Below are 13,231 nucleotides of genomic sequence, written 5' to 3'. Positions count from 1 at the left end.
CGACCCTCGACGACGAAGGGGGCGCCGCGACCGCGGCGCCCCCTTCGTCGTGCCCGCTCAGCGCCAGCGGGCGATGACCGTGGACCCGCCGACCACCCGGTCGCCCGGGCCGACCAGCGGGTCGGCGGCGTCGGCCGGCAGGTAGACGTCGGTGCGCGAGCCGAACCGGATCAGGCCGAACCGCTCGCCCCGGGCCAGCAGCGACCCGATCGGGGCCCGCTGCACGATGCGCCGGGCGATCAGCCCGGTGCGCTGCGCCACGACGACCGTGCCGTGGTCGGTGTCGAGCACCGTGTACGCCGCCACGTTGTGCTCGGCGTCCGGCTTCATGGCGTTGACGAACCCGCCGTCGGCGACGAAGTAGTCGACCACCTTGCCGGCCACCGGGGAACGGTTGACGTGCACGTCGAGCACCGACAGGAACACCGCCACCCGCAGCCACTCGCCGTCGCCGAACCGCTCGTCGTGCAGCCGCTGCACCGACAGCACCTGACCGTCGGCGGCGGCCACGACGGCCGCCGGGTCCTCGGGGACGTCCCGCTGCGGATCCCGGAAGAACGCGGCCACCGGGACGCTGGCCAGTGCCGGCAGCAGCCAGAGCTTCGACTTGGGCCGGGCGAGGCGGGTCAGCGCGGCCAGGCCGAGGGTGATGCCGGCCGCCGCCACCCCGTTGGAGTCGATGTGCATGCCCCGGGTCAGCGGGACGCTCGACGGCCGGTGGGCCGGGGCGAGGCGGGCGGCGACCGCCACGTCGGCAGGGGTGAACCGGAGCCGGTGCACCCGCACCGGCGGGGAGTTGCGCAGCACCAGGTCGCTCCCGACGCCGTGCAGGGCGGCCTGCCGCTCCAGCTCGGCCGCCGCGCCGGCCGTCCGGGCCGGGGCCGCCGGCGCCGCCACGGCGAGCACCGCGCCGTCGGCCAGGTATTTCGCCAGGCCGTCGACGGTCGTGCGGGTCTCGTCGGCGGTGCCGGTGAGCGGCTCGGCGGCGATCACCACCTCGGCGGCGTCGGCCTCGGCGAGGGAGTCCACCACGCGCACCCGGTCGGCGACCCAGGGGCCCTGGGCCGTCACGTGCTCGCGCAGCGCGGCCGGCGTCGCCGCCCCGGCCGGCACGACGGTGAGGGCGTCGCCGGGCAGCAGGGCGTCGATCGCCGCGGCCAGGACCGCGGAGTCCGGGGTCGCGCCGACCAGCAGGGCGGCCTTCGGGTCGTTGCGCCGGGCGAGCTCGGTGACGAGGGTACGGGCGGCACGCTCGCCGATGCGGACCGGACCGGGCCGGCCGGAGGTGCGCACGGCGGGGGACTGGGTCATGTCGGACGGGCTCCTGACGGGGTAGAGACGGGAATCGCGGCGGGATCGCCACGGCGGCGGACCGGTCGGGGCCGACCGCGGACGGGCCCGGCGACCGGGCGGCGGTCGCCCAGCCGAGGCCCCGCGACGCGGCCCGGTCGTCGACGGCCCGGCGGCTCGCCGCGGGGCGAGGCCCGCGGCGTGGGCCGGCCGGCGGAGGCGAGATCTCCACAGCCAGCATATGCGCCCTCCGCCGGGGCCCGCACCGCAGCGGTCAACCGCCCGCCCGCTCCTCCCCGCGGGGCGCCCGGCCGCCGGTGACCGGACGGTCCTCGACCGCCTCGGGCAGGCTGTCGGAGACGGCGACGGCCGGCCACTCGTCGGTCCGCTCGGCACCCGGATCCTCGGCATCGACTGCGACTCCGGCGTCGGCGTCGGGCTCGGCGGCCGGTGCCGCCCCGGGGGTGGCCCCCGGCGGGCCGGCCGCCCGGTTGCCCCGGCCGGAGCGCAGCGCGCCGACCAGCCCGAGCACGCCGATCAGGAGCAGCCCGCCGGCCAGGAACCAACCGACCGGGGGGAGGGCCAGGCCGAGCAGCTGGGCGAGCAGCCACCAGGCGGCCAGGGCGACGAAGAACAGGCCGAAGCCGAGCGACACGACGTCGGTGCGGTGTGCCTTCACCGGGTCACCTCCAGGTCTCCGGCGTTGACGTGGACGTAGAGGCGCAGCTTCCCGCCGCCGGGGCCGTCCGCGCCGAGGTCGGTGGTCTCCCGGAGCCGGCCGTCCAGGGCACCGGAGCGGTTGCCGAAGATGGTCGCGTCCCCGGCGTTGACGTCGGCGGTCGTGGTGACGTCGACGTTCGGCGGCACCACCACGGTCGCCTTGCCGAAGTTGATCGCGACGGTGATCTGGGTCTCCCGCTTGTCGAAGTCGACGGCGCGCAGATCCAGCACGGCGTCGCCGAAGTTGTTCTCGTACCGGTCGGCCAGGTCGCGGCGGTCCGTGGGGGCCCAGGTGACGTCCCCGTCCACGCCACGGACCCGGTCGTAGGACTCGGCGACGGTGGCGATGCCGAGCGCCGCCGCGGTGACCAGCCCGAGCGCGATCAGCCACCGGGCCCGGCCGAACCAGGCACCGACGAGCAGGCCGAGCCCGATGGTCGCCAGGGCCGCCGCGAAGTATGCCGCCGCACCCACCTCGACCACGTCGAGCAGGTCGAGCACGGCCACCACGCCGAGCGCCAGGAAGATCAGCGAGAAGGTCACGGCACCCAGCGGGGACCGTTCCCGGGGCCGCTTCGGCGGCCTGGCCGGCGGGTGCGGCGCTGCCGGGACCGGCTGCGGCCCCTGGGCGTACGGGCCGTGCGGGGCGAACGGCGGCCGGTAGCCGGGCGGCGCGGGCGGGGTGACCGGCGGATAGCCGGCCGGCCCGGGTGAGCCGGCGGCCGGGGCCGATGCGGGCGGCCAGGCCGGCATCCCGGCGGTGGCCCCGCCCAGGGGACTGGCCGGGGCGGCCCAGCCGGCGGCGGGCTGCCCGGGGACGGGCGTACCGGCCGGCTGCCCCGGGAGGCCACCGGCGGGCATCCCCGCGAGCGGCGTTCCGGGCGGCTGACCGGGGACGCCGGGGCCGGCCGGCGGCGTCCGGGGCGCGGCACCGTGGCCGGTGGGCACGGTGAACAGGCCCGGCATGGGTGGGACGACCGTGCCCCGCGGAGGCCAGGCGACCGGCGGCACCGGCCCCGGCGGGGCGGCGGCCGGGCCCCGGCCCGCCGTGGCGTGGTCGCGGTTGAGCAGCAGCGCGCCGCCGATCAGGATGGCCGCGCCGAGCAGCACCGCCCGGAACGCGTCGGTGACGATGTAGCCGAAGCTCACCGCGACCAGGATGCTCAGCACGATCACCGTGACCGGCGACATGCTGGACCGCCCCCGGCCGAGCATCGACTCGACCGGGGAGGCGGTGTCGCCCTCGCCGGGGATGATCAGCCAGGCCGTGACGTACACCAGGATGCCGATGCCGCCGAAGAAGCCCAGCACCGCCAGCAGCACCCGCCAGAGCACCGGGTCGGTGTTGGTGGCCCGGCCGATCGCCGCGCAGACGCCGGCGAGGTAGCGGCCCTCGCGGGGCCGGACCAGCCCGTACCGGGAGGTGAAGCTGGCGCCCTCGGGCGGCGGGGGCGGCGGGGGCGCGTACCCCCCTGGTGGTGGGCCGCCCGCCCCCGGACCGTCACCCCCGGGCGGCGGCGGTGGCGTGCCCGGGCCGGGTGGCTCCGGCGGCGGCCAGCCCCCGGCGGTCTGGCCGGCCGGCCCGGGCGGGCCCGGCTCGGCGGTCGCCTCCGGGGCGCCCGGCGCGGCCGTCGCCGGGCCGAAGGTGGTCGGCGCGGCCCAGGCGGCGGGGGTGGTGGGGGTGGGGGCCGCCGGGGCCGGCGGCGGGGGCGGTGGTGGCCCGCCCGGCGGTGCCGTCCCGGGGCGGGGCGGCGGGGCAGCTTCCTCGGTCATGCCTCGATCCTGCTGCGCGGGCTGGCGGCAGACCTCCGGAACCGACCCTGACCGCACCCTGAGATCCGGCGGGCCCGGATGTCCGGGCGTTCCCCGTGGTCTGCGGCCCTCGCGGCGTGTGACGATCGGATCGGCGTCGCCGGACCCGGCGCGCCCGCGCCCGCGCCGCACGGCGGCCCGGCGCGCGCCCCGCCCGAGCAGGGAGCCTCCGATCAGCGCCGTGACCCAGCCGCCCCGCCTCTACCGGGCGCCCGAGCGCCGGATGGCCGCCGGCGTGGCCGCCGGCATCGCCGAGCACCTCGGCATCTCGGTGGTCCGGGTGCGGATCGCGTTCATGGTGCTGCTGGGCCTCAGCGGCCTCGGGCTGCTGCTCTACGCCGCCTTCTGGGCGGTGGTCCCGCTGCGGCCCGGTGACGCCGCCGTCCCGGCCCGCCGGGATCTCGGCCAGCTCCTGCCGTTCGTGGGGATCGGGCTGGTGGTGCTGGTGCTCCAGACGGTGCTCTTCGACTCCGTCGGCGCGGCGGGGACCGCCGGCTGGCTGGTCGCGATCATCGCGGTCGGGGCCGGGGTGATCTGGCACCAGTCCGCGCCGGAGCGCCGCCGGCAGTGGGGCGAGCGGATGCCGGTGCCCTGGCTCGGCGCGGTGATCGAGGAGAACGACCGGCGCGCGTTCGTGCTGCGGTTCATCGGCGGTGGGGTGCTGGTCGCGGTCGGCATCATCGGCGTGGCGGCGGTCTACTCGCCCGCGCAGAACTTCGACGCGGTGGTCAACGGAGTGATCTTCGCGCTGGTGGGGCTGGCCGGGGTGGGTGTGGTGGCGGCCCCGGTGCTCTGGCGGACGTACAACCAGCTCCGCTCGGAGCGCGAGGGGCGCATCCGCGAGCAGGAGCGGGCGGAGCTGGCCGCCATGGTGCACGACCAGGTGCTGCACACCCTCGCGCTGATCCAGCGCAACGCCGCGGACACCACGACCGTGCAGCGGCTCGCGCGCGGGCAGGAGCGGTCGCTGCGCAACTGGCTCTACAAGCCGACCGCCTCGCCGACGGAGCGGTTCGCCGCGGCCCTGGAGCAGGCGGCGGCCGAGGTCGAGGACACCTTCGCCATCACCGTGGAGACGGTGGTGGTGGGCGACCGGGGCACCGACGAGCGGGTCGGCGCGCTGGTCGCGGCGGCCCGCGAGGCCCTGGTGAACGCGGCCCGGCACGCCGGGGTGCGGACGGTCTCGCTGTACGCCGAGGTCGAACCGGAGCAGGTGAGCGTCTTCGTCCGGGACCGGGGCAAGGGCTTCGATCCGGATACGGTGGAGGACCACCGGCACGGGGTCCGGGGGTCGATCGTCGGGCGGATGAGGCGGCACGGCGGCCGGGCGGAGATCCGCTCCGAGCCGGGCGAGGGGACGGAGGTCCGGTTGATCCTGCCGATCTCCCGCGACCAGTCCACGGCGGAAAGGGACAGATGACCATGGCCGAGCAGCCGACCGGACCGGTCGAGGGCGAGGCGGGTGTGCCGGGCGTGCCGGAGCGCCTGCGCGTCTTCCTCGTCGACGACCACGCCATGTTCCGTGCGGGGGTCCGCGCCGAGTTGGGCGTCCACGTCGAGGTGGTGGGCGAGGCCGGCACGGTGGCCGAGGCGGTCGCCCGGATCGCCGCCAGCACGCCCGACGTGGTGCTGCTGGACGTGCACATGCCCGACGGCGGCGGCCGGGCGGTGCTGGAGGCGATGCGGCGCAGCCACCCGCAGGTGCGCTTCCTGGCGCTGAGCGTGTCCGACGCCGCCGAGGACGTGATCGGCCTGATCCGGGCCGGCGCCCGGGGCTACGTCACCAAGACGATCTCCCCGGACGAGCTGGCCGCGGCGATCCGCCGGGTGGCCGACGGGGACGCCGTGTTCAGCCCCCGGCTGGCCGGGTTCGTGCTGGACGCCTTCGCCGCCCGGCCGGACGCCCCGGTGGCCGATCCGGAGCTGGACCAGCTCACCAACCGGGAGCGTGAGGTGCTCCGCCTACTCGCCCGGGGGTACGCGTACAAGGAGATCGCCAAGGAGCTCTACATCTCGATCAAGACGGTCGAGACGCACGTGTCGAACGTCCTGCGCAAGCTCCAGATGTCCAATCGGTACGAATTGTCGCGCTGGGCTGCGGACCGCCGCCTGGTGTGATCGACTCCTGGTTCCGCCCGGCCCCCGGCGGTGATCCCGGGTGTCGACAGGTGTGACGCAGCGTGACTGTGAGTCTGGTCATTCCGTCCGCATCCCCCGCTTGGTCGGTGCTGCTGCCCGGGCGGCCGACGGCCGCCTCGCCCGGACGGGCAGACCGTGCCGCTGCCCGTCCCGATCCGTCGTGCCCGCAGTGCCGGCGCGGGGAAGCTCACAGGCCGGCCGCGGGCGTTGGGCGGAACGCGGAGGGCGGTTGTATCTTGGCTGTTCGGCGGGGCGCGGCCGGCTTGTTTCAAGATCATTTTACAAGTATCGGCCGCACTGCGGGCAACTAACGGCTTGATAACGGCACCTTCACGTAACGGGCCGGCAGGTGTCACAGTTGCAGCACCTCACCCCCGGTGTGAGGCGCCCATGCACGGTCACGCGGCCACGGATGTGTCGAGAAGTCACGGTTCGTGGTCGTCGATTCCTGCGCGGGGGCCGAATCCGGTACGGTGCGGCAGCCCGGCGGATCGGTACATCAGGGGTGTCCCGATTTCCTGCGGTAACCGGCGGTCGGTGGTTGTGACCGCCGGCGGTGTCACCCCCCATGCGTGCGTGAAACCCACGACGACGGAACAGGTTAGAAAGAGGAGGCCCCTCGGAATGAGAGTCTCGAAGCGGGCGAGTGGCGCGATCGCGCTGGGCGCGGCTTTCGCGCTCGTCGCGTCCGGCTGCTCCAGCAGTGACGGAGAGGGTGGCGACGCCACCAGCGCGGACGGCGCGATCACGGTCGACGGCACCGAGCCGGAGAACCCGCTGGTTCCGTCGAACACCACCGAGACCGGTGGCGGCAAGATCATCGACTGGCTGTGGACCGGTCTGGTCGAGTACCCCAACAACGGTGGCGCCCCGCAGAACGCCCTGGCCGAGTCGATCGAGACGACCGACTCCAAGGTCTACAAGATCAAGATCAAGCAGGACACGAAGTTCCACGACGGCACCGTCGTCAAGGCCAAGAACTTCGTGGACGCCTGGAACTGGGGCGCCTACTCGCCGAACGGCGCGCAGAACTCCAGCTTCTTCGCCGACATCGAGGGCTTCGCCGACGTCAACACGGCGGACCCGGACGGCCCCGAGGGTCCGCAGAAGGCCCCGGAGCCGAAGGCCAAGGAGATGTCCGGCCTCAAGGTCGTCGACGACTGGAACTTCGAGGTCACGCTCGCCGCGCCGACCGCCGTGTTCCCGACCAAGCTCGGCTACAGCACCTTCATGCCGCTGCCGGACGCGTTCTTCTCCGGCAGCGCCGAGGAGTTCGGCAAGAAGCCGATCGGCAACGGGCCGGTCAAGTTCGTGTCCTGGGAGAACAACGTCCAGATCAAGCTGACGCGGTTCGACGACTACCAGCTGCGCGACAAGATGAAGATCAAGGACGTCACCGTCAAGATGTACCAGGACGACACGGCCGCGTACAGCGACCTGGTCTCCGGGAACCTCGACTTCATGCAGCAGGTGCCGGTCTCCGCCCTCGCGGGCGACAAGTGGAAGTCGGACCTCGCCGACCGCGCGATCTCGTCGACCACCCCGTCGACCGGCATCATCGCCTTCCCGATCTACGACAAGCGCTTCCAGGACCCGAAGCTGCGTCGCGCCATCTCCCTGTCGATCAACCGGCAGGAGATCACCGACAAGATCTTCTTCGGTAACCGGAAGCCGGCCGACAGCTGGGCCAACCCGCTGACCCCGGGCGCGGCGCCGGGCAACTGCACCGCGTGCCAGTTCAACGTGGACGAGGCCAAGAAGCTGCTCGCCGAGGCCGGCGGCTTCTCGGGCGAGCTGGTCATGTACTACAACGCCGACGCCAGCCACAAGGAGTGGATGGAGGCCGTCGCGCAGCAGGTCAAGACCAACCTCGGCATCAACGCCCGCGCCGAGGGCGTGCCGACCTTCGCGGTGTTCCGCCAGAACATCAACGCCCACAAGATGAAGGGCGCCTACCGCGCCGGCTGGCAGCAGGACTACCCGGACGTGGAGAACTGGGTCAACCCGCTCTACGTGACCGGTGGTTCCTCCAACGACGGTCTGTACAGCAACAAGCAGGTCGACGCCCTGGCCAAGGAGGCCAGCTCCGCGCCGAGCCTCGACGCCTCGCACGCCAAGTTCGCCGAGGCCGTCAAGCTCATCGACCAGGACGTTCCGTCGATGCCGATCTACTTCGGTGGCCAGCAGTCCGGCCACTCGGAGAAGGTCAAGAAGATGGAGCTGAGCAACGTCGGCGAACTCGACATCACCTCGGTCGAGCTCTGATCCGTTCGGTCTGACCCCGGGTCGGGCTCACCTACCGGTGGGTCCGGCCCGGGGCCGTTCCGCGAGGAGTTCACAACACTCCCCGCCACGTTGACGTCACCCCGTGTCGGCGGTCGTCCGGCGCGCCCCCTGTCAGGAGGACCCCCCATGGGCCGTTATCTGTTGAGACGGCTACTGCAACTCGTCCCGGTCTTCATCGGTACGACGTTCCTGATCTACTGGCTCGTCTGGTCCGTGCCGGGCGACCCGTTCGCCGGCAAGTGCGGCGACCGCCGGTGCCCGGACTCGTACATCAACTTCATGACCGAGAAGTACCAGCTCGACCAGTCGATCTGGGTGCAGTACGCCACCTACATGAAGAACCTGTTCCAGGGGGACTTCGGCGTCACGTTCAACAACCGCGAGGTGGCCGACATCATCGCCACCGCGTACCCGAACACCCTGAAGCTCGCCGTGGTGGCCCTGGCGATCGAGGCGATCATCGGTCTGAGCGCCGGCGTCCTGACCGGCCTGCGGCGCAACGGCTTCCTCGACAACCTGGTCCTCGTCTCGACGCTCTTCCTGATCGCGCTGCCGGTCTTCGTCGTCGGCTTCGTCCTCCAGTGGCTGCTCGGCGTCAAGTGGGGCATCGTCCACCCGACGGTCTCCAGCGAGATGCGGCTGTCCGAGCTGCTCCTGCCGGGCTTCGTCCTCGGCAGCGCCTCGATGGCGTACGTCGCCCGGGTGGCCCGCACCAGCATCGCGGAGAACCGCCGCGCCGACTACGTCCGCACCGCCATCGCCAAGGGCCTGCCGATGCGCCGCGTCGTCGGCGTGCACCTGCTGCGCAACTCGCTGATCCCGGTCGTCACCCTGCTCGGCACCGACCTCGGCGCGCTCATGGGCGGCGCCATCGTCACCGAGGGCATCTTCAGCATCAACGGCATCGGCCGCGCCGTGCTCCGGGCGATCGTCACGAAGGAGAGCGCTACCGTTGTCTCCATCGTGGTGGTACTGGTGCTCGTCTACCTCCTGATGAACCTGCTGGTGGACCTGCTCTACGCCGCTCTCGACCCGAGGATCCGCTATGAGTGAGCAGCGTCTCGAACGACTCAAGAACGCAGCGTGCCGGGGCCACCGTCCCGGCACCGAGCGCAGCGAGGTGGCGGCATGAGTGACCCCAGCACCGCATCGATCGTCTCGACCCCGCCGGCGACCATGCCCACCGAGGCGGGCTCCGGCGCGCCCGTCGACGCCGGCCTGCCCGAGAACGCTCGCAGGGAGAAGCCGCGCGGCCTGCTCGGCGACGCCTGGCGCGACCTGCGCCGCAAGCCGCTGTTCTGGATCTCCGCGGTCCTCATCCTGATCTTCGTGCTGATGGCGGCCTTCCCGTCGCTGTTCACCTCCGGCGACCCGGTCAACGGCGCCCTGGCCAACAGCCGGGTCGAGCCGTCCGCCGACGCCTGGTTCGGCTACGACGTGCAGGGCCGCGACGTGTACGCCCGGACGATCTACGGCGCCCGCGCCTCGATCGTGGTGGCCCTGATCTCCACCATCGGCACGCTGCTGATCGGCGGCGCGATCGGCATGATCGCCGGCTACGCCGGCGGCTGGGTCGACGCCCTGCTGTCCCGCTTCGCCGACATCTTCTTCGGCCTGCCGTTCGTGCTCGGCGCGATCGTCATCCTGACCACCTTCAACGGCGCCGAGTCGAGCAACACCGAGTGGCAGATCATGGGCCTGGTCATCATGTCCCTGGTCGTGCTGAGCTGGCCGGTCGTGATGCGGCTGATGCGCTCCTCGGTGCTGGCCACCAAGGAGGCCGACTACATCGTGGCGGCCCGGGCGCTGGGCGCCGGCCACGGCCGGATCATCCTCAAGCACCTGCTGCCGAACTGCCTCGCCCCGCTGCTGGTCTACGGCACGATCATGGTCGGGTCGTTCATCGGCGCGGAGGCCACGCTGTCGTTCCTGGGCATCGGCCTGAAGACCCCGGTGGTCTCCTGGGGCATCATGATCAGTGAGGCGCAGAACTACATCCGGGTCTCGCCCTTCCTGCTCTTCTTCCCCTCCGCGTTCCTCGTCACCGCCGTGCTCAGCTTCGTGATGCTCGGTGAGGCGGTCCGCGAGGCCCTCGATCCGAAACTGCGCTAGGGGAGATTGAGTTGTCCGACATTCTCGTGTCCGAGCAGTCCAAGCCGGGTGCCGCCGGATCCGGCCGCCCCTCGGGTCGCCTCCTGGAGGTCGAGGACCTGCGGGTCGAGTTCCGCACCCGCGACGGCGTCGCCAAGGTCATCAACGGCGTCACCTACCACGTCGACGCGGGGGAGACCCTCGCCGTGCTCGGCGAGTCCGGCTCCGGCAAGAGCGTCACCGCGCAGACCATCATGGGCATCCTCGACACGCCGCCCGGCTTCGTCACCGGCGGCCAGGTGCGCTTCCACGGCAAGGACATGCTCACCATGTCCGCCGAGGAGCGCCGCCGCATCCGCGGCGAGGGCATCGCGATGATCTTCCAGGACGCGCTCTCCGCCCTGAACCCCGTCTTCACCGTCGGGTTCCAGATCGCCGAGCAGTTCCGCATCCGGCGCGGGCTCAGCCGCGCCGACGCCAAGAAGCGTGCGATCGAGATGCTCGACCAGGTCAAGATCCCGAACGCCAAGGGCCGGTTCAGCAACTACCCGCACCAGTTCTCCGGCGGCATGCGGCAGCGCGCGATGATCGCGATGTCGCTGGCGCTCGACCCGGAGGTGCTGATCGCCGACGAGCCCACCACCGCGCTCGACGTGACCGTGCAGGCCCAGATCATGGACCTGCTCGCCGAGCTCCAGCGCGAGCGGCAGATGGGCATGATCCTGATCACCCACGACCTCGGCGTGGTCGCCGACGTCGCAGACCGGATCGCGGTCATGTACGCGGGCCGGATCGTCGAGGAAGCCAACGTCTACGACCTGTACGCCAAGCCGGCGCACCCGTACACCATGGGCCTGATCGACTCGATCCCGCGGATGGACGAGCGGGGGCAGCAGCTCCGCACCATCAAGGGCCTGCCGCCAAACCTGATGAACATCCCGCCGGGCTGCCCCTTCAACCCGCGCTGCCCGATGGCGCAGCCGGTCTGCCGGGAGAAGCTGCCGCCGCTGCTGCAGATCGGCGCCGGCCGGGCGAGCGCCTGCCACTTCGCTGAGGATCTGGTGAACCGTGACTGAGAACATCCTCGAAGTCCGTGACCTGGTCAAGCACTACCCCGTCACCCGCGGCGTGGTGTTCAAGAAGACCATCGGGCACGTGAAGGCCGTCGACGGGGTGTCGCTGGAGCTCAAGACCGGCGAGACGCTCGGCGTGGTCGGCGAGTCCGGCTGCGGCAAGTCGACGCTGGCCCGGGTGCTGATGAACCTGGAGCGGCCGACCGCCGGCAGCGTCAACTACAAGGGCCAGGACATCTCCAAGCTCTCCGGCGGCGCCCTGCGCCGGCTGCGTCGGCAGATCCAGCTGGTCATGCAGGACCCGTACACCTCGCTGAACCCGCGGATGACGGTCGGCGACCTGATCGGCGAGCCGTTCGAGATCCACCCCGAGGTGGCCCCGAAGGGCAGCCGGCGGGACAAGGTCAAGGAGCTGCTCGACCTGGTCGGCCTGAACCCGGAGCACATCAACCGGTACCCGCACCAGTTCTCCGGCGGCCAGCGGCAGCGCATCGGCATCGCCCGGGCGCTCGCCCTGCGGCCGGAGATCATCATCTGCGACGAGCCGGTGTCGGCCCTGGACGTGTCCATCCAGGCCCAGGTGATGAACCTGCTGGAGAAGCTCCAGGCCGAGTTCGGCCTGTCGTACGTCTTCATCGCCCACGACCTGTCCGTGGTCCGGCACCTGTCGGACCGGGTCGCGGTCATGTACCTCGGCAAGATCGTCGAAATCGGCACCGAGGACGAGATCTACGAGCGCCCCACCCACCCGTACACGCAGGCGCTGCTGTCGGCGGTGCCGGTGCCGGACCCGACGCTGCGCGACCAGAAGGCGATCATCCGGCTGACCGGCGACGTGCCGTCACCCGTCAGCCCGCCCTCGGGCTGCCGGTTCCGCACCCGGTGCTGGAAGGCGCAGGACGTCTGCGCCGAACAGGTCCCGCTGCTGGAGATCCGCTCCGGCTCGGACCACCCGAGCGCCTGCCACTTCGCGGAGAAGCGCGAGATCGTCGCCAGCCACGAGGCGTGAGCCTCCCCGGCCGGCCGACCGATCCCGGCTGACCTGCCGAACCCTCGGCTGGCCTGCCGAACCCTCGGCTGGCCTGCGACATCCGACCGCCTGCCGGCGTCACCACGACGCCGGCAGGCGGTTCCCCACGTGGGCGTGCCGCGCGCCGCGCCCTGCGCGCCGCGCGCCCCCGCAAGATCGCGCTCGATCCGGGAAACAGTGCCCTCGATCTCGTACGGATGCCACTGTTTCCGTGTTTCTGCGCATCCCGGCCGACGGCTCCCGGCACAGGCGGCGTCGGCGAGGGGCGAAGCGGCGCGGGACCGGGATGAGGGCTGCTACAGCGGGCCGCGGCCGGCGCGGAGCAGCAGCAGGGCCAGCTGGGTGCCGTCAGCCCCGAGGACCTGTCGGAACCGCTCCAGGATCTCCCGCTCCCGCGACAGCACCAGCCGGGTGCCCCCGGAGGCCATCCGGGTCGCGCCCACCTCCTGCGACAGGGCGGCCCGCTCCTGCCACAGCGCGATCAGCGTGCGGTCGATCTCGTCGATCCGCTCCCGGATGGCGACGATCCGCTCCGCCGCCGCCGAGTCGTCGGTGCCGGTCCGGGTCGACCCGGCGGCCGACGGCGTCGCCTCGCCCCGCCCGCCGCCCGTGTTGCCCGCCTTGCCGGCGGAAACCGGGCCGCCGCTGCCGCCACCCACGTTGCCGGCCTTGCCGGCGGCGCCCGCGTTGCCACTGCCGGCGGCGCCCGCGTTGCCACTGCCGGCGGCGCCCGCGTTGCCACTGCCGGCGGCGCCCGCGTTGCCACTGCCGGCGGCGCCCGCGTTGCCAC

The 13,231-nt window shown here is 72.6% G+C and carries 10 protein-coding genes and 1 pseudogene; 7 read left to right on the top strand and 4 right to left on the bottom strand.

The window, feature by feature from the left end; genetic code table 11:
* Positions 1–57: 57 nt before the first annotated feature.
* From ACFYWL_RS00760 to ACFYWL_RS00750, 3 genes and pseudogenes are all read right to left on the bottom strand, one after another.
* Positions 58–1,311, bottom strand: coding sequence for a phosphatidylserine decarboxylase (locus ACFYWL_RS00760; protein ID WP_386965518.1), 1,254 nt, complete (start codon positions 1,309–1,311; stop codon positions 58–60).
* A 474-nt stretch (positions 1,312–1,785) separates the two neighbouring features.
* A pseudogene (locus tag ACFYWL_RS00755) lies at positions 1,786–1,969 on the bottom strand (hypothetical protein); the annotation flags it as partial.
* Positions 1,966–3,783, bottom strand: coding sequence for a PspC domain-containing protein (locus ACFYWL_RS00750; RefSeq protein WP_386965516.1), 1,818 nt, complete (start codon positions 3,781–3,783; stop codon positions 1,966–1,968). The gene ACFYWL_RS00750 and the pseudogene ACFYWL_RS00755, both read right to left, overlap by 4 nt.
* Before the next feature lie 262 nt (positions 3,784–4,045).
* Between ACFYWL_RS00750 and ACFYWL_RS00745 the strand changes: the two genes are divergently transcribed.
* From ACFYWL_RS00745 to ACFYWL_RS00715, 7 genes are all read left to right on the top strand, one after another.
* Positions 4,046–5,242, top strand: a complete 1,197-nt coding sequence (locus tag ACFYWL_RS00745) for a PspC domain-containing protein (protein ID WP_386966678.1) — start codon at positions 4,046–4,048, stop codon at positions 5,240–5,242.
* A gap of 2 nt (positions 5,243–5,244) precedes the next feature.
* Positions 5,245–5,940 (top strand): response regulator, encoded by a 696-nt coding sequence (locus ACFYWL_RS00740; RefSeq protein ID WP_386965513.1) that lies wholly within the window; start codon positions 5,245–5,247, stop codon positions 5,938–5,940.
* A gap of 645 nt (positions 5,941–6,585) precedes the next feature.
* Positions 6,586–8,226, top strand: a complete 1,641-nt coding sequence (locus ACFYWL_RS00735; protein ID WP_386965510.1) for an ABC transporter substrate-binding protein — start codon at positions 6,586–6,588, stop codon at positions 8,224–8,226.
* 147 nt (positions 8,227–8,373) lie between these two features.
* The gene (locus ACFYWL_RS00730; RefSeq protein WP_386965508.1) at positions 8,374–9,300 is read left to right on the top strand and encodes an ABC transporter permease; all 927 of its coding nucleotides are present in this window, start codon (positions 8,374–8,376) and stop codon (positions 9,298–9,300) included.
* A 75-nt stretch (positions 9,301–9,375) separates the two neighbouring features.
* Positions 9,376–10,359, top strand: a complete 984-nt coding sequence (locus ACFYWL_RS00725) for an ABC transporter permease (protein WP_386965505.1) — start codon at positions 9,376–9,378, stop codon at positions 10,357–10,359.
* Between the two features lie 26 nt (positions 10,360–10,385).
* Positions 10,386–11,414, top strand: a complete 1,029-nt coding sequence (locus ACFYWL_RS00720) for an ABC transporter ATP-binding protein (protein ID WP_386966675.1) — start codon at positions 10,386–10,388, stop codon at positions 11,412–11,414.
* Positions 11,407–12,420, top strand: a complete 1,014-nt coding sequence (locus ACFYWL_RS00715) for an ABC transporter ATP-binding protein (RefSeq protein WP_386965502.1) — start codon at positions 11,407–11,409, stop codon at positions 12,418–12,420. Before ACFYWL_RS00720 ends, ACFYWL_RS00715 begins: the two co-directional genes overlap by 8 nt.
* Before the next feature lie 317 nt (positions 12,421–12,737).
* Here the strand turns inward: ACFYWL_RS00715 and ACFYWL_RS00710 are convergent, their stop codons facing one another.
* The gene (locus ACFYWL_RS00710) at positions 12,738–12,968 is read right to left on the bottom strand and encodes a chorismate mutase (RefSeq protein WP_386966672.1); all 231 of its coding nucleotides are present in this window, start codon (positions 12,966–12,968) and stop codon (positions 12,738–12,740) included.
* Between the last annotated feature and the right edge of the window lie 263 nt (positions 12,969–13,231).

The organism is Micromonospora sp. NPDC002575 (genome assembly GCF_042889525.1).
GTDB lineage: Bacteria > Actinomycetota > Actinomycetes > Mycobacteriales > Micromonosporaceae > Micromonospora > Micromonospora carbonacea.
Note: the sequence above shows the minus strand (reverse complement) of the source record. Positions and strands in the feature narration are given on the sequence as shown.

What these genes read in the sequence shown, in the direction of transcription:
- ACFYWL_RS00760 (WP_386965518.1), bottom strand. Translation starts at nt 1,311, where the DNA reads ATGACCCAGTCCCCCGCCGTGCGCACCTCCGGCCGGCCCGGTCCGGTC.
- ACFYWL_RS00750 (WP_386965516.1), bottom strand. Translation starts at nt 3,783, where the DNA reads ATGACCGAGGAAGCTGCCCCGCCGCCCCGCCCCGGGACGGCACCGCCG.
- ACFYWL_RS00745 (WP_386966678.1), top strand. Translation starts at nt 4,046, where the DNA reads ATGGCCGCCGGCGTGGCCGCCGGCATCGCCGAGCACCTCGGCATCTCG.
- ACFYWL_RS00740 (WP_386965513.1), top strand. Translation starts at nt 5,245, where the DNA reads ATGGCCGAGCAGCCGACCGGACCGGTCGAGGGCGAGGCGGGTGTGCCG.
- ACFYWL_RS00735 (WP_386965510.1), top strand. Translation starts at nt 6,586, where the DNA reads ATGAGAGTCTCGAAGCGGGCGAGTGGCGCGATCGCGCTGGGCGCGGCT.
- ACFYWL_RS00730 (WP_386965508.1), top strand. Translation starts at nt 8,374, where the DNA reads ATGGGCCGTTATCTGTTGAGACGGCTACTGCAACTCGTCCCGGTCTTC.
- ACFYWL_RS00725 (WP_386965505.1), top strand. Translation starts at nt 9,376, where the DNA reads ATGAGTGACCCCAGCACCGCATCGATCGTCTCGACCCCGCCGGCGACC.